Source organism: Companilactobacillus mishanensis, assembly GCF_003946505.1.
Taxonomy (GTDB): domain Bacteria; phylum Bacillota; class Bacilli; order Lactobacillales; family Lactobacillaceae; genus Companilactobacillus; species Companilactobacillus mishanensis.
The window spans coordinates 96,594-116,430 of record NZ_RHON01000003.1 but is presented as its reverse complement, the minus strand read 5'-3'; the positions used below and the strand labels follow the sequence as shown (position 1 = coordinate 116,430).

The following is a 19,837-nucleotide window of genomic DNA, read 5'->3' as shown; positions in this document are numbered from 1 at the left end:
GGCCTCGTTTTCAAATTATAAAGCTTTTCTAATCTTCTCCCAGCATAATCCAATGATTCCAAGGATTCCTACGCCGATTGCAGATAAGATATCAAATACTTTATTTCCAGTTTGAGGGAATTTCTTTGATGAATAAGCAGGTGATGAAGGTAATGCGCTTGATTTTCTCAACATTTTGACTTCTTCACGGGTTGTTGGTGACTTTGAAGCGGGTGCAGCGGTTGTTGTTAATACTTCACTGCCTGAACTTGAACCAGAACCAGGTTCAGATGCTAGTGTAGTTGCACTAGGTTCAGAAGTTGTCGTACCTTCGTCATCTTCACTCCCGGTTGCAGCTTCGACTTTGGTGTAAGTCATTTTCACTGGGCCTTGGTCTGAAGCGGCAACTGTGATTGAAGCTGTAGCGTCTTCCGGTTGATAACCTTCAACCTCAGGAGCAGTCAAAGTGGCTTTTTCTCCGGGTACGCCAGATGCAACTTTGACAGGATCACCAATTGAATTGCCTTCAGCGTCAATAGGTTGTACCCACAAATCAACTGTCGGAGCGGGATTCTTTGTATAAAGTACAGGGATAGGTCCTTGATCAGCAGCAATTGTTATTTCTGGAACTGTACCGGCAGTATATCCATCCAGAGTTGGAGCAGGAACAGTGATCTTTTGGCCTACAGTACCGTTTCCAGCAGGAAGTGGTTGCCCGATAGGATTACTATTTGCATCTACAGGTTGAACCATCAATGCAACTTCCACAGGATTCTTTGTGTATGCAAGGTTCACAGTGGCTGGTGTATCAGCAGCTATAGTGCATTGCTTTGGTGCATCTGCAGAAATAGTATAACCTTCAATTGTTGGTGCGCTGATAGGAACTGTCTGTCCTACAGTACCAGAAATAGTTATAGGTTTTGCACCTGGAATTGCAGTCCCATTTTCATCAACAGGCTGCAAAGTAATAGTCTTTGTTTCAGGATTCTTGTTGTACATCATTGTGATAACCGTACTCATACCGTCAGTAATGTTAACATCTTTGGATGCCAAAACTGGAGTATACCCGTCTACTGCTGGTGCCTTCAAAGTAATTTGGTTACCAACAGTTCCGGAACCGCCAGGAAGTGGTTCTCCAATCTTTTGGCCTGATGAAGCATCGACAGGTTGGATTGTAAATGCTACTAGATTCTTAGTATAAGGAAGTTGTACAGTTCCTTGATCAGCGCTGACAGTAACTGGTGTTGTTACGTTAACAGGAGTGTAACCGGCAATTGTTGGAGCGGTAATTGTACAATCTGTGCCTACTGCGACAGGGCCAATAGTTATTGCTGTGCCAATAGATTTCTTAGTTACTGAATCAATTGGTTGAGCTGTGAAAGTAACTTGAGCTGGAGCTACAGGAGTATAAATAACATTGATTGGTCCTTGATCTGCGGAGATTGTAGTAGCAGGAACTTCACCTGCTGTGTATCCATCAAGCTCAGGAGCAGTAATGGCAGCTTTTTCACCGACGATTCCTGTACCTGCAGCAATTGGTGCTACTCCGCTAATTGGGGTTGTGCCATCTGATTCGACAGGTTGGACTTGTAAATTAACAGTATTACCTGTGTACATCAAATGTGCGGTAACGGTTGAGTAGTCTTGCAATGCTTGACGATAGTCGACGTCAAATCCTTGAACAGTACCGTTAGTTACGAATTGGCTATATTGATCGGGCGAGAAATTGAACGCTAATTCTTCGTCAGCTGCACCGGATTTGCTGCCAGTAGCGGAAATTTTTACACCGCTGATTGCGTATCCAGGAATTGTTGCATCGGCAACAGTTGGTAAATATGATTTTGCAGTAGCGATATCAGCAGGAAGTCCATTGGTAACAGGTGGAATTGTAAATGTTTTAAGTGTGGTGCCGGATCCGTTTTGTGCATCGAGAGTTACAGTTGGTGCTGCCGCAGGTGTGTAGTAGAAGTTTTGAGTTATAGATGCCGTGTCAGGCCAAGTTGAATATGCTATTGGTGTTACACCGCCACTTTTAGCTGTGTCCAAAACATACATGTCATTATTGAAAATAGTTCCGTCTGGTCCAAAATATGGCAAATCAGTCGTTTTTGTTGCTGGAGTGTCTGAATTATCGCTGATTGTTGCAGTAGTTGAAGTGAATGTGGCTGCAGCCGGGCGGATTCCAGTTTGTTGAAAATTACCAGCAGTATTTGTATATGTATAACTATTAGTTTCGGTTAGAAGTGTTTTATTCGTACTTTCATCAATAAAGTTGTATGTAGCTGTGACTTTGAGAGGGACGAATGCAACGTCAATTGTCTGAGGAGTTGCTGTCGTTACGATATTTTGGGTGCCAACGTACTTAGCGGGATCGGCAACTGTATAGTTTGCTCCTCCGCCAGTAATTGCATTTTGTAAAGTTGGTAGGCAGGTTGCCCAATTGATTGAGACGCCACTGCCAACAGCGGCTGTACCTGCAGAAATAGGTCCTGATGTTAATGATTTGCCGGTGGAATCGACAGCGTTAACAAAGACTTGACCTTGCGCAGTTGGAGTTTCACCACCAGTTTCAGTCCCGTCTGCAGTTGTGGTTGGATCAGTAGATAACGTAGTACTAGAATCAGTTGAACTGCTTATAGTTGCGGTTGGTGTAGCCGTCACTGTAGGAGCAGCAGTTGTAGTTGAAGTAGTACTAGGTTCCACAGCAGATGTAGTAGTTGGACTAGTCGTCGAAGATGTAGACGTCGTATCAGCTTTTGCAGTCGCAGGAAGCATCATCAAGAATGCCCCATTCAAAGCCAATGCAATCGCCAAATCACGATAAGCGCCCTTTTTTGTTTTTGGTAACAAGTTAATTTTATTTGGAAGTTTGTTTTGACTCATATCATTACCCCATAATTTGTATAATCTCCTAATATTTCATTAGATTGCCGTTTATTAGGGTGATACTAGTTCATGGCGCACTTAAATAAAAATAAAATGCATTATAAATTTACTAATGAAAAAATGACGGATTTTTTAAAATAGAAGCTTAAAGATGTAAGCAACATTAAAAAAATAGCCATTTTTTGCATGTTGAAAGTAATATTTGGAATCAACATTAAAAAAACGAGCATTTTTTGCATGTTAAAAGTAATTTTCGAGATCAACATTAAAAAAACAGCCGTTTTTTGCATGTTAAAAGTAATATTTGAAAGTAACATTAAAAAAACAGCACTTTTTTGAATGCAGATAAAAGTAATTAATTCATCATCAGGTGACAAAAAAGAGTCTCGAAATATAAATCGAGGTTTTTTCTCTATTATGTATTCCTAAAATCGACATGACATTTGTCATAAAACTGAAAGTAATATCAATTTTTCCTATATAATATAAGATAAAGAAAATTAACAAGTCATTGAATTAAACTACTATTTAATATACGATTAATAGGTGTGAAACATCGTGTTTCACGGCTGGAGGAACTGAATGAAACCTGAAGAATTTTTTGCAGCACTTTCTGAAAAGGGTATTGTTTTAAACGACACTCAAAAGGAACAATTTGAAACTTATTTTCATGAACTGGTTGAGACTAACAAGGTCATGAATCTGACTACTATCACTGAGAAAGAACAAGTTTATTTGAAGCATTTTTATGATTCTTTGATTCTTGATTTCTTCGATAGTGCATTGATTACAGATACTATTTCAATTTGTGACGTTGGGTCGGGTGCTGGATTCCCTTCGATTCCTCTCAAAATTGTTAATCCTAATTTGAAAGTTACAATTATCGATTCGCTCAATAAGCGTATCAATTTCTTAAGTGGATTGGTTAAGAAACTTGGCTTGGACGATGTAAACTTAGTCCACGGTCGAGCCGAAGAATTAGGTCAAAATAAACAATACCGTGAACAATTTGATTTGGTGACTGCTAGAGCAGTTGCATCAATGACTGTTTTGACAGAATTATGTCTACCTTTTACCAAAAAAGGTGGCCAATTTATTGCCATGAAGGCTGATAAAGCCACAGAAGAATTGGATTCAGCAACTTATGCAATCACGTTATTAGGTGGCAAAGTCGAAAAACAAGAGTCGTTCGAATTACCAAATGAAGCTGGTTTGCGTAATTTAATATTTGTAAGTAAGACTAAAGAAACACCTAACAAGTATCCTAGAAAACCTGGGACACCAGCCAGAAAACCATTAATTAAAAAGTAGGGGGTAGTGGATTTGGCATTTAAATCTTCAGAGACAAAAACCCAACAAAATGGTGACGTAACTCGAGGAAAGGTTATCAGAGTTGGTTTAGATAGAATAATCCCTAATCGTTATCAACCTCGTACAGAGTTCGATGAACGTAGCATTACGGAACTTTCTCAAACAATCAGTGAGCATGGATTACTTCAACCAATGGTCGTACGTAGTTTTCAAGATGGAAAATACGAGATCATCGCAGGAGAACGCCGTTATCGTGCCCTCAAGAAATTAAATTGGACTAAAGTACCTGTTATCGTCAAAGAATTGGATGATGAAGAAACTGCCTCAATGGCGTTGATCGAAAATGTCCAAAGAGAAGACCTGAATCCAATTGAAGAAGCACGTGCATACCGAAAAGTTCTCGACAGTGAAAAGATAACCCAATTGGAACTTGCAAGTAGAATCAGCAAGAGTCAATCATACGTTGCCAATAAACTGCGACTTCTATCATTAGACAAAAAAGTTATTGAAGCTCTCGCAAATGACAAGATCAGTGTTCGTCATGGTCGTGAATTGTTGAGATTGAAAGATGAAAAAGCTCAAGAAAAAGCCTTAACAAGTATTTTAGATGGCAGTTTGAATGTTAAACAAACTAAAGATTTAGTCGATAAATTGACTAAAACTAAAGAGTCTAAAAAAGAAGAGACAACTAAGTCTGAGAATAAAGAATCAAAATCAGCTGCACCTAAAAAGGCTAGTGATTTTGACGTAAATACGACGATCGATAGTTTCAAACAAAATATTGATAAGATGAAGAAAAACGGTACTTCTGTTAGCTTTGTTGAGAATAAGAAAAAAGGATTTTATGAGATCGACATCCGAATTCATGATGACGACCTTAAGGAATAGGGGAATATAATGGCACGAAAAATATCCATTGCAAATCAAAAAGGTGGAGTTGGGAAAACCACGACAACCATCAACTTGGGCGCCTGCTTGACTAATATGGGACAAAAAGTCCTTATTATTGATGTCGATCCCCAAGGTAACGCAACTAGTGGTTTGGGCATCAAAAAAGCCAATGTTGAGAAGGATGTCTATGATGTCCTTGTTAATGAATTTCCATTAAAAGATACTATCATCCATACGAAGCATGAAAATTTGGATATCGTTCCTGCTACTATTCAATTAGCTGGAGCTGAGATGGAACTTACTTCAATGATGGCCCGTGAAACACGCCTGAAGTCTGGGATAGATACTATTGACGACCAATATGACTTTGTTCTGATCGATTGTCCACCTTCATTGGGACAACTTTCGACCAACGCATTTACTGCTAGTGACTCGATTCTTATTCCTGTCCAAAGTGAATACTATGCGTTGGAAGGTTTGAGTCAATTGTTGAACACGATTCGTTTGGTTCAAAAACACTTCAATTCTGACTTGGAAATTGAAGGAGTTCTATTAACTATGCTTGATTCAAGAACTAACCTTGGTAAGCAAGTTGTAGATGAAGTTAAATCATATTTCGGTGACCGCGTCTATAAATCAATCGTTCCTCGTAACACAACATTAGCTGAAGCCCCAAGTTACGGACTTCCTATTATTGATTTCGACGATCGTTCACGTGGTGCTGAAGCATATATTGCATTGGCTAAGGAGGTGCTAAAACGTAATGGCATCAAGCAAAAATAAAAAAGGCCTAGGTAAAGGTATTGACGCTATTTTCTCCGAATTTGAAGCAATTGATGAGAATTCTGAGAGCGTTGTGGACCTTAAGCTAGACGAAATCAGACCGAATCCGTATCAACCAAGAAAAACTTTCGATGAACATGCATTGAACGAATTGGCCAAATCTATCGAACAAAACGGTGTTTTCCAGCCTATCATTGTTCGTGAGAGTGTTAATGGCTTTGAAATCATTGCTGGTGAAAGAAGATTCCGCGCTAGTAAAATAGCTAAGAAAGAAACTATTCCCGCAATCGTCCGTCCTTTGAGTGAATCAGGGATGATGGAAATCGCCGTGTTGGAAAACTTACAACGTGAAGATCTAACACCACTTGAAGAAGCTGATGCTTATCAAACTTTGATCTCCAAATTGAATTTGACCCAAGAACAAGTTTCACAACGTCTCGGAAAAAGTCGTCCATACATCGCAAACTACTTGCGACTATTGAACTTGCCTGAATCAACTAAGCAATTAGTACAAAGCGGTTCTCTTTCAATGGGACAAGCTAGAACATTGTTGAGTTTGAAAGATCCAGATCAAATCGAAAAGCTTGCCCAAAAAGCCGTCGATGAAGATTTGACTGTTAGACAGTTGGAACAATTGGCTACTGATACAAAGCACGATAAAAAGAAAGCTAAAAAAGCTACCAAATCAAAATCACCTTTTGTCAAAGCAACTGAAGATAAATTGGTTGAAAAATTCGATACACAAGTCGCTGTTAAAACGTCTCGTAACGGACATGGTAAATTGGAAATCGACTTTACTAACACAGATGACTTAAATCGTATTTTAGACATATTAGGAATCCAAATAGATTAGAGGAATCGTATGTTTAATTTAGGAGACATTATTGCAATGAAAAAACCTCACGCATGTGGGGAAAATCGTTGGGAATTAATTCGCATTGGTGCAGATATAAAAATCAAATGCATGGGTTGCGGTCATATCGTGATGATACCGCGCGGCGAATTCAATAAAAAATTTAAAAAAGTTTTGACACAGGCTGCTGATGTTGACGAATCAAATGAAGAATTTTATTTGAAGAGTACACAGATCATGCAACCAAATATGATCAACAAAAATGAGGAGGATTTATAATGGCCTTAACTGCCGGAATCGTAGGACTACCAAACGTTGGTAAGTCAACATTATTTAATGCCATAACAAAAGCTGGAGCAGAAATGGCGAACTATCCTTTCGCTACTATCGATCCAAACGTCGGAATGGTTGAAGTTCCTGATAAGAGATTATCAAGAATCGATGAACTTATTCCTGCAAAGAAAGTTATTCATACAACTTTCGAATTTACTGATATTGCGGGAATCGTTAAAGGAGCAAGTAAGGGTGAAGGATTAGGTAACAAATTCTTGGAAAACATTCGCCAAGTTGATGCTATCGTTCATGTTGTTCGTGCTTTTGATGATGATAATATTACGAGTGTTACTGGTACGGTCGATCCTCTTGATGACATTGAAACTATCAATCTGGAATTAGGAATCTCCGATTTAGATGCTGTTAACAAACGTTACGCTAAAGTTGAAAAACAAGCTGTTAGTGCTAAAGACAAGGATGCTATTGCTGAATTTGCTGTTTTGAAGAAGATCAAACCAGTTCTTGAAGCTGGTGGTTCAGTTAGATCAATCGAATTCAACGAAGATGAAGAAAAAATCGTTAAAGGTTTATTCTTGCTTACTTCAAAGCCTGTTTTGTACGTGGCTAACATTGCTGAAGATGATATGGGTGATCCTGAAGGATCTAAATATTACAAAGTTATCGAAGACTACGCTAAAAAAGAAGACGCCGAAGTTATTGGTGTTTCTGCTAAAACTGAAGAAGAAATCGCTGAATTGGATGACGATGAAAAGTCTGAATTCCTTGAAGCTGAAGGTGTTACTGAATCTGGTTTGGATAAACTTATCAAAGCTAGTTACAAGCTTTTAGGTTTAAGAACATTCTTCACTGCTGGTGGAAAAGAAACACGTGCCTGGACATTCCATAAAGGAATGAAAGCACCTCAAGTTGCCGGAATCATTCATTCAGATTTCGAACGTGGCTTTATCCGTGCTGAAGTTATGGCATTCGATAATCTCGACAAATATGGTAGCGAACAAGCCGTCAAAGAAGCCGGTAAGCTTGGGCTTGAAGGTAAAGACTACGAAGTTCAAGATGGCGACATCATTGAATTCAGATTCAACGTTTAATCAGGGGGATATTAATGTCTGACGATGTAAGAGATAGAAATAAAAAAGCTGCTGAAAAGCAAAAACGCAATTCTGAAAAACGCGAAAAGCATGAAGAAGTTCAAGAAAAGATATATAATTCCGATGCTGACAAGTTGCGTGAGCAATTAAGTAACAAAAACGAAGAATATGTATTTAAATTGAACAAACGACTAGTCGACGATGACTTTACTGAAGATGAGGCTAAAGAGGCAATTGATAATCTATTGCCAGATATTATTGCTAACCAAATCAAAGGTGTTCCAGCCACAACTTTATATGGTCCCGTTACCAAGAAGGCCGGAGATATCGCTCATCCTGTGAAACCTAAGAAAAAGGATCCATTCTGGGCATTATCCGTTGATACATCGTTGTTGTTCTTTGCATTATTCGGTGCCTTATATGGTGCAGTCGGCGTATTTTCAAAGAAATCAAATTCACAAAACAATACCGGAATCTTAACTTTGATTGTATTAGCTGTAATGTGGGGATTCCTACTCACATACTTCAATCTACAAATGAAGAAACCAAAGAAAGAACGTCCAAATATTTGGAAAACTTTGGGATACATGGGTGCTGGTTTGATCTTTATGTTTATCTTCTTAGGCGTAATGCAATACGTACCTGCAGTCATCAACCCAGTTCTAAACGGATATGTATACCTAGTCCTTGCCGTAGTTGCATTCGGAGGACGTTGGTTATTTAGAAGATACATGGGGATAACAACTAGAGGGTTCATCTAAAGACTGGAGGGTCTACCGATGAATTTACGAAAATCTAAGTTATTTATAGTCACATATTTATCCACATTGTTATTATTTTCATACGAAATATTAGATGAAATAGTAAAAAAAAGTACAGTAGCACGAAACATTGTGGACGGTTTAGGCTCAAATACAATAATCGATCATATACTGGCAACATTACTAACGACCGCATTCGGATTTTTAGTAGTGCTAGTGCTATATTTGATTATTAATCTGGCAATCAGAATTTCGCTGGCAAAAGATTTCAGTGGAGTAAATAATGCCGTGTTCAACGGCTTATTTATGAGTGCCACCGCAGCCACGACCGTCTCAGTGTTTTTGAAATTAGTGATCTCAATGAGAATGATCACAATATTCTATCCAATAATGTTCATGCTAGTCTTCGACGGAGTATACATAGCTCAGTTCAAAGGCGCGCGCGAAAGATATATCCCAATAGTTATAGTAAGTGCAGCATCATTAATTGGATTTTATTATGTTGTGACACATTTTTAGAGAAATTTTGGAATGAGGATTTTTATGTCGACAGTTAAGAAAATCATTGAAATGGTGATAATTTTATTATTGTTCATTCTCAATTACTATTTGGGAGATAAGAACATTATTAGTAATAATGTTCAATTTATTATCAGCTTAGTGAAATCGCTTATTATTTAGGGACTATAAATTCTCGAAAATCAAAAAATAACTAATTTAATTGCGAAAAATAGGACACAAAAAATGGCCAAAGTGAAAACTTTGGTCATTTTGTATTTGAGCATGTTTAAAGTCAAAAATCTAAATCAAAAAAGAATATGTGGTTGTAACCAAACTAGATGTAGGACAGAAATCGATTTTGGCTCAGCCATCAAATTTGTCTTAGGCTCGGAACGAGACTTAGACAAAGAGCCAGTTTGAAGACTTCTGGTCTTTGGAAGGCTCCAAATGGACTCGATGGCGTTCCAGCCGAAAAAATCGATTTCTGTCCGGAATCGGGCGTCTTTACTTAACCCTAAAGAATTGAACAACCGCATATAAAGCAAACCCACCGCAGGCAATCTTTAAAATCTGGCCAGTGAGTTGTACGTTTTGGGCGGTCAATTTAGGATCGTGGGCAAACTCCCATTGAACAAAACCAAGTATAATGACAGAGAACAAAAATATTAAAATAAATCGTAGTCTTTTTTTCAAATAATCCATAGATATTTTCTTTCTTTTAGCGAGTTAGGAATTATGTAACTTCTTATTGTATAATAGTAGCATATATATAAATCAGTGTGTTATAGCGAGGTTATTTATGAAGATTCTAGTGGTAGACGACGATAAAGAAATTGTTGAATTACTTAGTATTTATATCAAGAACGAGGGTTACGAGCCAATTACGGCTAACTCTGGACAAGAGGCTCTCGATGCGCTGGCTCAACACAGTGATATTGCCTTGATGGTCTTAGATATCATGATGCCAAATATGGACGGTATCGAAGTTACCAAGACTGTCCGTAAAGATTCACAAATTCCTATTATCATCGTTTCAGCTAAGACGACTGATATGGATAAAATCCAAGGATTGATCACTGGTGCTGACGACTATGTCACAAAGCCTTTCAATCCTTTGGAAATTATGGCACGTATCAGATCTCTCTTACGTAGAAGTGCTCAACAGACTTCTAAGAATGTACCTGACAAATTGGAAGTTGGACCAATTACAATCTATAAGGACTCACACGAAGTTGTCACGGACTCGGGGAATAAGGTCCAACTGACAGCTTTGGAATTTGGTGTGCTCTACTTATTAGCAAGTCATCCAAATCGTGTCTTTTCAGCTGATGAAATTTTTGAAAGAGTTTGGAAACAAGAAAGTGTTGTTTCTGCAAAAACTGTTATGGTCCATGTAAGTCACTTACGTGATAAGTTAGAAGACGCTACTGACGGCGAGAAAGTTATCGAAACCGTTTGGGGTGTTGGTTATAAAGTGGAGGTTTGATCTTGAACAAGCGAATCAAACTAAATAATAAAGAAAAAGGTGTCCTCCTACTTGAGGGAATAGGCACCTTTCTTTTGTTTCAATTAATTAATGTTATTTTGGTTATTACATCTAATGTTTTTTTCGGAAATAATCAACGCACCAATTTCTTTCGATTGATCCAAACTGATTCTTCTCGTGCTGGATTCTGGCAAGTTTGGTTCTTTTTCTGTTTAGTTTTAGTGTTAGAAATTTTCATTTCTTTTCATGTAGTTATGAAAACTTTCAGACAATTTGAAGTGGAAAAAGTCGAACGTGAACTTGCCAAAATTGCCGATGGAGATTTGAATCAGCAACTTCATTTGGAAGTTAATCCAAGACTCCAAGGTATCGTAAATAGTATTAATTCTTTAATATCGAATACAAATAACCACATTGCTGAACAACGTCGTTCTGAAAAAAGTAAAGACGAACTTATCACCAATGTTAGTCATGATATTAGAACACCACTGACCTCAATTATTGGCTATTTAGGATTGATCGAGAGTAAGAATTATGAAGACCTCGACCAAATATTGAAGTATACTCATGTCGCCTATAAAAAATCACTAGAAATGCAAAATTTGGTTAACGATTTATTCGAATATACCAATGTACAACATGCAAATAGTACACTATCAATGACGAAATTCGATATGGCTCAAATGTTGGATCAACTTTCAGCTGACTTCGAGTTGGAAGCCAACAAACGTGGTATGGAAATCGTTGTAAATACTTCACCAGAAAAGATTTTGATGACTGGTGATACAGATAAGTTGGGACGTGTATTCAACAACTTGATTATGAATGCGTTCAAATATGGAGATGGCACAACCCATTTATGGTTGGAAGCTAAGCAGACACCTCAAGAGGTCGTCGTTCGAGTGGCCAACAATGGTAAACCAATTCCAAAAGAATCGTTGGATCATCTATTTGATAGATTTTATCGAGTTGAAGATTCTCGTTCAAAAGAGACTGGTGGTACTGGTTTAGGACTCGCCATTGCTCAAAGTATGGTCAAGATGCACGGTGGTCAAATCAGTGTCGAATCAAACAATGACCGTACAGCATTCATAATTCACTTTCCAACTATCAAGCAAAAAAATAGCGAGGAATAATAATGAAGAAATTCCTAAAAAGATTAATAATAGTCTTTGCAGTTTTATTGAGTTTACCTATTTGGAATTTCCAAAATGTCCAAGCTGCTGAGACTCCAGAAACAAATTCAACATCTTCACTCGCCTTCGACGAAAAGTCGGGGCAAGTTTTGTATTCAGATAATGCTGACCAAAAAGTTGCAATTGGATCGATTACGAAAGTATTGACCTTATATTTGGTGACGAAAGCTATTCACCAAAAAACTTTAAGTTTTGATGACAAGATCTCACCAACCAAAGACCAAGCAGAAATGACTCAACATGATGAGCTAACTAATGTAAGTTTGGATGCTAGCAAGACATATACTGTCCGCCAATTATACGATGCAGCCTGGATAGTTTCATCAAATTCAGCAGCCATGATGTTAGCTCAAAAAGTTGGCGGGACTGAACAAAATTTTGTTAAGTTGATGCGTAAAACTGCCAAAAGTTGGGGTATTAAGGACGCTGAGATATACAATGTTTCAGGTTTAAATAACTCTTACCTGAAAGATGATATGCACCTTGGTGGCAAGAATGCCGAAAACAAATTGTCTGCGAATGATATTGCCATTATCGTGAAGCACATTTTGGATCAGTATCCAGAAGTGCTTCAGACCACTTCTAAAAATGAGCTGACATTCCCAAGTAATCAGGGTGAAAAGACGTACAAATCACTTAATTTACTATTAAAAGGTAATCGCGATTATCAAGAAGGCTACGAATTCGATGGCTTGAAGACGGGTACAACTAAACAAGCTGGAGACTCTTTTGTCGGGACTTATCCAATTCACAACACTAGAGTGGTTACAATTGTGATGGATGTTAAGGGTAACCAGGACGATAAAGACAAGCGTTTCCGTAGCACACAGAATTTAGCCCATTACGTGAACGAAAATTTTGAATATAAAAAAATAGTTAATAAAAACCAAGATATTCGAGTAACTAAGACGGATAGTTTTAAGTCTAAAAATGAAGTAAAAGCATGGGTCAAAAATGATTTTAATTCTGATTCTATTACCTATAAGAAATCAGATAACGATTTAGGATTTGCAGTTAAAGATGGCAAGAAGCAAACAAAATTGATAGCTACGAATTTACCTGAAGGCAACATTCCTTACGCCAAAGTGAAAAATGGTATCAAAAAAATCGAGCCTAAGAAGACTGGTACATCAGTGTGGAATAACATTGTTAATTTCTTTAAACATTTATTCTAGGAGAATATTATGAGTTTAAAAATAAGCGCAGCAATTGAAATACTTAAACAACATGATTTACTTGTTTCAAATCACTTGAACGAACCAGATTTAGTTGTGACAAACATCAGCTATAATTCTCGAGAAGATCAATCTAATGGAATCTTCTTCTGCAAAGGGAACAATTTTAAGGCTGAATATTTACAACAAGCTGTTAATTCTGGTGCAGAAATTTATGTTGCTGAAAAAGAATTCGATAGGGACTCAAATAATATAATAGTAAATAATATTCAAAAAGCCCTAGCAATTTTAAGTGCTGCCTTCTTTGGTAACCCTGAGAACGATTTATTTATCATTGCTTTCACCGGAACCAAAGGTAAGACGACCACGTCGTATTTTATTCATGATATTCTCCAAAAAATGTATCCTAAAAAGGTCGCTCTTTTCTCAACGATTGACCGAATCGTTGGACCAAATCCAGAGGATGAATTTAAGTCCGATCTAACTACTCCAGAATCTCTCGATTTGTTCCGTGACATGCGTCGCGCTGTGGATAACGGGATGACTCATTTGGTTATGGAAGTTAGTTCTCAAGCATATAAAAAGGACCGTGTTTACGGATTAAACTTTGATATTGGTGGTTTCTTGAATATTACTCCAGATCATATTGGTGCAAACGAGCACCCAACTTACGCTGACTATTTATTCTGTAAAAAACAACTAATGATCAACTCAAAAGTGAATATTATTAACCGTGGAACTAATGATTTTGACACAGTTTATGAAGCCGCAAAACAAACTAGTGATGATAAAGATATTTACTTGTTTGCCCGTGATATTGAAAAATTCGATGATATTGATTTTGAGTTATCTAGCAAAGAAACAACATTAAGCGATAGTATTTTCAACTTGAAAGCTGTCTCAGATAAAGCTAAGAATTTGCATGTTGATCAAGATTATAAGTTAGGTATCGTTGGTGATTTTAACGAGATAAATGCCACTGCTGCGATTATTGCTTCTGGACTGGTGAACGTACCTGATAAAGATATTTATGATGGTCTAAAAATGGCGCATGTTCCTGGTCGAATGGAACATATCAATACGAAATCACACGGAACTATTTTCGTTGACTATGCCCACAATTATGCTAGTATGAAAGCTTTACTAAGCTTCCTCCGTAATGAATATCCAAAGTCCCAGATCAAAGTTGTTGTTGGTAGTCCCGGTGATAAAGGAATTTCTCGCCGAGCTGGTTTTTCTAAAGTTTTAACGGAATTGGCTGACTCTGCTATTCTGACGACTGATGATCCTGGATTTGAGGATCCAGCTGACATTTGTAAAGAGATCGATGGTAAAATCGACCATTCAAAAGTCAGCACCAAAATTATTTTAGACCGTGCTGAAGCTATCAAAGAAATGATCGACACTAGTAGTGATGACGATATTGTCGTACTTGCTGCCAAGGGTGACGATGCTTATCAAAAAACTAGAGGCAAAGATGTGCCTTATCCAACTGACACTGTCGTTGCGAAAAACATTCTAAAAGATATCGAAGGTGAATAACATGAAAGACTTTTTTACGGTTATCGGTGGAATGGGAACTATGGCGACTGAGAGCTATGTCCGTATTCTCGACCAACGAACTCATGCAAAAAAAGATCAAGATTATTTAGATTATATTGTGGTCAATCATGCTACTGTTCCAGACCGGACGGAGTACATTCTTGACCACAGTAAGCCAAGTTTTTTACCCCCACTTTTGGAAGATATAAAACAACAGAGTTTACTAAAACCAAAGTTTATGGTTATAATTTGTAACACGGCACATTACTTTTACCAAGAATTACAAGACGCGACAGACATTCCAATAATCCACATGCCTCATTTGGCAGTCATGACGATGAAAAAACAATATCCCAAGGCTAAAAAAGTTGGCTTAATTGCTACAAAAGGGACCATTGCTGATCATATCTACGAAGATGAGATTAAGAATGCTGGATTCGATTTAAGTTTGGGTGATCAAGCAATTCAAGATGAAGTAGAAAGCTTGATATATGACGATGTCAAAGGCAAAGGTGTTGCAGATAAGGACAAGTACCATTCGATTTTGAAAACAATGCACGATAAATTCGGATGTGACGTAATAGTACTTGGTTGTACTGAACTTTCATTTGCACAGGAACAGGCACCTGATCATGAATATGATGTAATCGATGCACAGAGCATTATTGCAGATGTATCGATTGATTTAGCAAAGAAAGTTCGAAACGGCGAGGAAATCGATTTTTCTAAGATTTATTAATGTTCACTTGATATTTATTGAATAAAATCGTAAGCCCCTTATAATTTAAATTACAGGAGGTACTGGATACCATGTTAAAAAAATTATCAATTACAACAGTATTATTAGCCGGTCTGTTATTGACAGGATGTGCCAATAACCAAACTAGTTCTAGTGATTCAAAGGATAATACTGAACAAACACAAAAGAGTACCAAATCCACTGACTCAAACAAAAATTCATCAACTAAATCAAATGCAGATAATGACAAAGCTACTGACAATGAAAATGATTCTGAGGGAACATCTTCTGACCAAGATACATCATCAAATGGTTCAAATTCCGCATCAAGCAACAGCAACGGAAGCAACAGTAGTAGTAGCCAATCAACTGGCTCAAATGGTCAATCGACACAAGCTGGTTCAAGCTCATCTACATCAAACAGTAAAGCAACTATCGCATCAGGTAGTGCCGCTGTTTCATACTTAGGTGATCAATTATCTTCAAAATATGACCGTTCAAGTACACAATATGTTTCAAATGGTAAGATCACTTGGAACAATGTACAGGGATACCAAGTTAACGTTTATACCAAAGGATCAGATTCACCAGCTGGTAGTTATTTAGTAGCTGCTAATGGTCAATATTTCCAAATTTGGTAATCGACTTGATTTGTCTCAAAGGGATAATTACGCATTAAAATTAATAGAGGCTGAGACGATTTGTCTTGGCCTCTTAATTTTTGGAAAAAATCTATAAATTGGAGGGGACTTTATGGGTAAAATTAAATATTTATTGGTTGCGTCACTAGCCTTTCTATTAATTTTGGCGGGGTGTACGCAGGTCAAACCAAAGCAAAATGTCATAACGACAACTGTAAATACTTATTCAGAACCAATAAAAAGTGTTGTTGGGGATAAATATAAAGTAGAATCTGTCATTAAGTCTGTTAATGTCGATCCACATAGTTTTTCTCCTTCAACCAATACCTCTAAACAAATAGCTGAATCCAAATTGATCGTCGCTAATGGTCTCGGTTATGATGACTGGGTCAATAAATTAGTTGCAGCAAATAGCCAACAAGATAACTTGATAGATTTCTCTAAAGACGTGCTACACAAGCAAGATGGGGACAATGAGCATGTCTGGTTTGGCGTTAATAACATGAAAAAATTGACCAAAGCTATCTATAATCACATGATTAAGGTTGACTCAGATAGTAAAAATTACTATTATGATAACTATACAAAATATTTGAAAAAACTAGATAAACTTTCTGTAAAGGAAAAATCAATCAAAAAGTATTCAGATGGCAAGGTGGCATATGTTACAGAACCACTACCTGATTACCTGTTGAATGATTTGGGAGTTCGTGTTGCCAATCCACACTTTGCAAAATCGATTGAGGAAGATACTGATCCATCAATCAAGGATATCAAGGATATGGAAAACGGCATGAATCATCACAAAGTCGATTTTATTGTGGTAAACAAGCAAGTTACCAGCAGTATCATCACCAAGATGACCAATCTAGCGAAGAAAAACCACATTCCAATCGTTTATTTCACTGAGACTCTTCCAAGTGACCTTGGGTATTATGACTGGATGAATGGTAATTTAAATCAAATAGAAAGGGTAGTTAAGGAATAGCTTGTGATCGAGGTAAAAAATCTTACTAAGAAGTTTGGTAAACAAGTAGTTTTTAAAGATGTGAATTTCAAAATTGAAAATGGTGAGTTCGTCAGTCTCGTTGGTAGAAACGGTGCTGGTAAGACTACACTTGTCAAAATTTTGATGGGCCTTGAAAAGAAAACTAGTGGTGATGTCATCATCGACCACAAACAAAAAATTGGTTACGTTCCTCAATTTCGTAATATTGATTTAGATTATCCTTTGAATATTGAACAATTCATCAGATTGAATTTGAAGTGGACAATGAGTCCTAAACAACGTGCTGAAGATACAAGGGTAGTCAATAAAATTTTGAAGGAAACAAATTTGATCGACTTGAAGGACCGAGCACTCGGTTTGGCTTCAGGTGGTGAAAAGCAAAAGGCCTATTTGGCTCAAGCGTTGGTAAATATGCCAGGCGTTTTGATATTGGATGAGTCGACTGCCAGTCTGGATGTTGACGTTAAAATTCAATTGATGGATCTAGTTCAAGAATTGAATGAGAAATCAAAATTGACAGTTATTTTTATTACTCATGATTCTGAATTAACTAAGAGATACACAAAACGTGCTTTATTGTTCGAAAACAAAACCGTTCGGCCTATGAGTGTCGACGAAATTTCAGAAGATATGTTCGAGTAGGGAGGATAACATGTTTGGATATGAATTTATGCAAGAAGCCTTTATTGCCAGTACTTTTATTGCAATAACAGCCGGAATCGTTGGCGTGTTCGTAGTTTCAAGAAATATGTCATTTCTTTCTCACACGTTGTCTGAAATAGGTTTTGCTGGTGCAGCTTTTGGGATACTTGTTGGTATTTCTCCATTAGCAGGGATGATAATTTTTACCTTAGTAAGTTCGATTGCTGTAGGTAGTTTGAGTACTGAATCATCTCGACGTGAAGCATCGATCAGTGCGATATCATCATTATTTATTGGTTTAGGAATATTGTTCCTGTCGCTGTCATCAGAATCCAGTAGTTATGCGACAAACATCTTATTCGGTAGTATCGTTGGTATCAGTGCTAAAGAAGTTCACCAGTTACTAATTTTGGCATTATTCGTTATCGTGATTTTTATTATTTGTTATAAACCATTGGCGTTCGATTCATTCGATCATATTGGTGCTCGTGCATCAGGACTCAACACACGATTGTTATCAGTGATCTTCTTGATTACTTTAGCGTTAAGTGTAAGTATCGGTGCCCAAATTGTAGGATCATTGCTAGTGTTTGTTTTACTAACTTTACCTGGTGCAACCGCCAGATATTTGGTACACTCAGTTCCGAAGTTACTTATGGTTTCAGTTGGATTGTCACTAGCCGGCGTTTGGTTAGGCTTGTATTTAGCCTTCGTAACAAACTGGCCAGTCACATTCTTCATATCAGCCTTTGAAGTTATTGCATATTTCTTAGGTCTATCCTACAAAAATTGGAAACTAAGTCACTAGGGAGAATCAAACGCTTTATGATAGAAAGATTATGGATTAAATATAAAGACGCAATACCCTATTTGTTTTTCGGAGTATTGACGACATTAGTTAATATTGGATGCTTCTGGTTATTCACTTATCCGTTGAAATGGAATTATCAAATTGCTAACGTAGTGGCATATTTCCTATCCGTTTTATTCGCATATGTGACCAACAAACTTTGGGTCTTCGACTCCCATACAGAAACACGCAAGGCGTTCTTGATCGAAATGGGATCATTTTTCCTATTCCGTGCCGCATCATGGGTCATCGATCAAAGTACTATGACAATTGGTGTTTCGTTGCTACATGGTAATGAAATGATCGTCAAAATTATTGCGAACGTTGTTGTTGTCGTCTTAAATTATATTTTTAGTAAATTTATTATTTTCCGTCAGAAAGAAAAGTTTGATAGAAATGAAAAATAACAGAGTTGAGATTATTATCTCAGCTCTTTTTTTGTGGAGAACTATTTCAAATAGTTGCGTAATTTATTGTATAAACAATCGAAAGGAAAAGTTTAAAAATAGTTTGATTATCAAAGTAATGGTTGTACAATATTTTGTACAACGAGGTGAACGTTATGGATGCAGTAAACTATTCTAATTTTAGACAACAATTGAAAAAATATATGAAGAACGTAAATGATAATAACGAACCGCTGATCGTTACGAGCAAAAATAGTGAGGATGATGTTGTTGTGTTGAGTAAATCTGATTATGATTCGATGATGGAAACAATGGCAGTATTGTCCAACAAGTATTTGATGGATAAAATTAACTCAGGTGATGAACAGTTTGCGGCAGATAAGGGTAAAGAGCACAAGTTATTTGAGGTAAATAATGAAAATACTGTGGACTGAGGAAGCTTGGAATGACTATCTTTATTGGCATCAACAAAATCAATACTCAGTCATTAAGAAAATAAATAGATTGATCAAAGATATCAAACAGGAACCTTTTGAGGGTATTGGTAAACCAGAACCTTTAAAATACAATCTTTCATCAAAATGGTCGAGAAAAATCACGAGTGAACATAGAATGATTTATAAATATGTCGATGACACATTATTTATATATTCTGTTAAAGAACACTATTAAATTGATTAAAAACTAAGTGACAAAGGTAACTTTCCCTTGTCACTTTTTGTGTTTTTATAGACTAATTCTTACCTAAAAGCTGTAATTGACAAATGTAAACGCATACCGTAGTTTTATAGCTGAAAACAGTT

21 protein-coding genes are annotated in these 19,837 nt (G+C 37.1%); 20 read left to right on the top strand and 1 reads right to left on the bottom strand.

The genetic code is table 11. The annotated features are described in order from the left end of the window. Positions 1-15 precede the first annotated feature (15 nt). On the bottom strand, positions 16-2,862 hold the full coding sequence (locus EKM63_RS05060) for a MucBP domain-containing protein (protein WP_125704376.1): 2,847 nt from the start codon (positions 2,860-2,862) through the stop codon (positions 16-18). A gap of 585 nt (positions 2,863-3,447) precedes the next feature. Here EKM63_RS05060 and rsmG point away from each other — a divergent pair. The 20 genes from rsmG (at position 3,448) to EKM63_RS04960 (ending at position 19,706) form a co-directional block, all read left to right on the top strand. Next, on the top strand, positions 3,448-4,176 hold the full coding sequence (gene rsmG / locus EKM63_RS05055) for a 16S rRNA (guanine(527)-N(7))-methyltransferase RsmG (protein WP_125704374.1): 729 nt from the start codon (positions 3,448-3,450) through the stop codon (positions 4,174-4,176). 12 nt (positions 4,177-4,188) lie between these two features. Beyond that, positions 4,189-5,064, top strand: coding sequence for a ParB/RepB/Spo0J family partition protein (locus EKM63_RS05050; protein ID WP_153494272.1), 876 nt, complete (start codon positions 4,189-4,191; stop codon positions 5,062-5,064). Between the two features lie 9 nt (positions 5,065-5,073). Further along, on the top strand, positions 5,074-5,850 hold the full coding sequence (locus EKM63_RS05045) for a ParA family protein (RefSeq protein ID WP_125704370.1): 777 nt from the start codon (positions 5,074-5,076) through the stop codon (positions 5,848-5,850). Next, positions 5,831-6,703 carry a ParB/RepB/Spo0J family partition protein gene (locus EKM63_RS05040; protein WP_125704368.1) on the top strand — a complete coding sequence of 291 codons (873 nt, stop codon included), beginning with the start codon at positions 5,831-5,833 and terminating at the stop codon, positions 6,701-6,703. Before EKM63_RS05045 ends, EKM63_RS05040 begins: the two co-directional genes overlap by 20 nt. Positions 6,704-6,712: 9 nt before the next feature. Continuing rightward, positions 6,713-6,982 (top strand): DUF951 domain-containing protein, encoded by a 270-nt coding sequence (locus EKM63_RS05035; protein ID WP_125704366.1) that lies wholly within the window; start codon positions 6,713-6,715, stop codon positions 6,980-6,982. Further along, positions 6,982-8,085 (top strand): redox-regulated ATPase YchF, encoded by a 1,104-nt coding sequence (ychF, locus tag EKM63_RS05030; protein WP_125704364.1) that lies wholly within the window; start codon positions 6,982-6,984, stop codon positions 8,083-8,085. The genes EKM63_RS05035 and ychF overlap by 1 nt, the downstream gene beginning before the upstream one ends. Before the next feature lie 14 nt (positions 8,086-8,099). Continuing rightward, positions 8,100-8,846, top strand: a complete 747-nt coding sequence (locus EKM63_RS05025) for a DUF1129 domain-containing protein (protein ID WP_125704362.1) — start codon at positions 8,100-8,102, stop codon at positions 8,844-8,846. An 18-nt stretch (positions 8,847-8,864) separates the two neighbouring features. After that, entirely contained in the window at positions 8,865-9,365 is a 501-nt protein-coding gene (locus tag EKM63_RS05020) for a hypothetical protein (RefSeq protein WP_125704360.1), read from the top strand. Between the two features lie 781 nt (positions 9,366-10,146). Beyond that, on the top strand, positions 10,147-10,833 hold the full coding sequence (locus EKM63_RS05015; protein ID WP_125704358.1) for a response regulator transcription factor: 687 nt from the start codon (positions 10,147-10,149) through the stop codon (positions 10,831-10,833). A 2-nt stretch (positions 10,834-10,835) separates the two neighbouring features. After that, positions 10,836-11,969 (top strand): sensor histidine kinase, encoded by a 1,134-nt coding sequence (locus EKM63_RS05010; protein ID WP_125704356.1) that lies wholly within the window; start codon positions 10,836-10,838, stop codon positions 11,967-11,969. A gap of 2 nt (positions 11,970-11,971) precedes the next feature. Beyond that, positions 11,972-13,204, top strand: coding sequence for a D-alanyl-D-alanine carboxypeptidase family protein (locus EKM63_RS05005; RefSeq protein WP_125704354.1), 1,233 nt, complete (start codon positions 11,972-11,974; stop codon positions 13,202-13,204). Between the two features lie 9 nt (positions 13,205-13,213). Beyond that, the gene (locus EKM63_RS05000; RefSeq protein ID WP_125704352.1) at positions 13,214-14,746 is read left to right on the top strand and encodes a UDP-N-acetylmuramoyl-L-alanyl-D-glutamate--2,6-diaminopimelate ligase; all 1,533 of its coding nucleotides are present in this window, start codon (positions 13,214-13,216) and stop codon (positions 14,744-14,746) included. A gap of 1 nt (position 14,747) precedes the next feature. Beyond that, positions 14,748-15,485, top strand: a complete 738-nt coding sequence (locus EKM63_RS04995) for an aspartate/glutamate racemase family protein (protein WP_125704350.1) — start codon at positions 14,748-14,750, stop codon at positions 15,483-15,485. Between the two features lie 71 nt (positions 15,486-15,556). Beyond that, positions 15,557-16,126, top strand: coding sequence for a hypothetical protein (locus tag EKM63_RS04990; protein ID WP_125704348.1), 570 nt, complete (start codon positions 15,557-15,559; stop codon positions 16,124-16,126). 112 nt (positions 16,127-16,238) lie between these two features. Beyond that, entirely contained in the window at positions 16,239-17,114 is an 876-nt protein-coding gene (locus EKM63_RS04985; RefSeq protein WP_125704346.1) for a metal ABC transporter solute-binding protein, Zn/Mn family, read from the top strand. A 3-nt stretch (positions 17,115-17,117) separates the two neighbouring features. Continuing rightward, on the top strand, positions 17,118-17,777 hold the full coding sequence (locus tag EKM63_RS04980; RefSeq protein ID WP_125704345.1) for an ATP-binding cassette domain-containing protein: 660 nt from the start codon (positions 17,118-17,120) through the stop codon (positions 17,775-17,777). Between the two features lie 10 nt (positions 17,778-17,787). Beyond that, positions 17,788-18,585 (top strand): metal ABC transporter permease, encoded by a 798-nt coding sequence (locus tag EKM63_RS04975; protein WP_125704343.1) that lies wholly within the window; start codon positions 17,788-17,790, stop codon positions 18,583-18,585. A gap of 17 nt (positions 18,586-18,602) precedes the next feature. Next, entirely contained in the window at positions 18,603-19,034 is a 432-nt protein-coding gene (locus tag EKM63_RS04970; RefSeq protein ID WP_125704341.1) for a GtrA family protein, read from the top strand. 155 nt (positions 19,035-19,189) lie between these two features. Next, positions 19,190-19,468, top strand: coding sequence for a type II toxin-antitoxin system Phd/YefM family antitoxin (locus EKM63_RS04965; protein WP_125704339.1), 279 nt, complete (start codon positions 19,190-19,192; stop codon positions 19,466-19,468). Next, positions 19,449-19,706: a Txe/YoeB family addiction module toxin gene (locus EKM63_RS04960; RefSeq protein WP_125704337.1), complete on the top strand. Its 258-nt coding sequence runs from the start codon at positions 19,449-19,451 to the stop codon at positions 19,704-19,706. Before EKM63_RS04965 ends, EKM63_RS04960 begins: the two co-directional genes overlap by 20 nt. Positions 19,707-19,837 lie beyond the last annotated feature (131 nt).

Coding starts and splice junctions, on each gene's coding strand:
- EKM63_RS05060 (WP_125704376.1), bottom strand. CDS start 2,862: ATGAGTCAAAACAAACTTCCAAATAAAATTAACTTGTTACCAAAAACA.
- rsmG (WP_125704374.1), top strand. CDS start 3,448: ATGAAACCTGAAGAATTTTTTGCAGCACTTTCTGAAAAGGGTATTGTT.
- EKM63_RS05045 (WP_125704370.1), top strand. CDS start 5,074: ATGGCACGAAAAATATCCATTGCAAATCAAAAAGGTGGAGTTGGGAAA.
- EKM63_RS05040 (WP_125704368.1), top strand. CDS start 5,831: ATGGCATCAAGCAAAAATAAAAAAGGCCTAGGTAAAGGTATTGACGCT.
- EKM63_RS05035 (WP_125704366.1), top strand. CDS start 6,713: ATGTTTAATTTAGGAGACATTATTGCAATGAAAAAACCTCACGCATGT.
- ychF (WP_125704364.1), top strand. CDS start 6,982: ATGGCCTTAACTGCCGGAATCGTAGGACTACCAAACGTTGGTAAGTCA.
- EKM63_RS05025 (WP_125704362.1), top strand. CDS start 8,100: ATGTCTGACGATGTAAGAGATAGAAATAAAAAAGCTGCTGAAAAGCAA.
- EKM63_RS05020 (WP_125704360.1), top strand. CDS start 8,865: ATGAATTTACGAAAATCTAAGTTATTTATAGTCACATATTTATCCACA.
- EKM63_RS05015 (WP_125704358.1), top strand. CDS start 10,147: ATGAAGATTCTAGTGGTAGACGACGATAAAGAAATTGTTGAATTACTT.
- EKM63_RS05005 (WP_125704354.1), top strand. CDS start 11,972: ATGAAGAAATTCCTAAAAAGATTAATAATAGTCTTTGCAGTTTTATTG.
- EKM63_RS05000 (WP_125704352.1), top strand. CDS start 13,214: ATGAGTTTAAAAATAAGCGCAGCAATTGAAATACTTAAACAACATGAT.
- EKM63_RS04995 (WP_125704350.1), top strand. CDS start 14,748: ATGAAAGACTTTTTTACGGTTATCGGTGGAATGGGAACTATGGCGACT.
- EKM63_RS04990 (WP_125704348.1), top strand. CDS start 15,557: ATGTTAAAAAAATTATCAATTACAACAGTATTATTAGCCGGTCTGTTA.
- EKM63_RS04985 (WP_125704346.1), top strand. CDS start 16,239: ATGGGTAAAATTAAATATTTATTGGTTGCGTCACTAGCCTTTCTATTA.
- EKM63_RS04975 (WP_125704343.1), top strand. CDS start 17,788: ATGTTTGGATATGAATTTATGCAAGAAGCCTTTATTGCCAGTACTTTT.
- EKM63_RS04970 (WP_125704341.1), top strand. CDS start 18,603: ATGATAGAAAGATTATGGATTAAATATAAAGACGCAATACCCTATTTG.
- EKM63_RS04965 (WP_125704339.1), top strand. CDS start 19,190: ATGGATGCAGTAAACTATTCTAATTTTAGACAACAATTGAAAAAATAT.
- EKM63_RS04960 (WP_125704337.1), top strand. CDS start 19,449: ATGAAAATACTGTGGACTGAGGAAGCTTGGAATGACTATCTTTATTGG.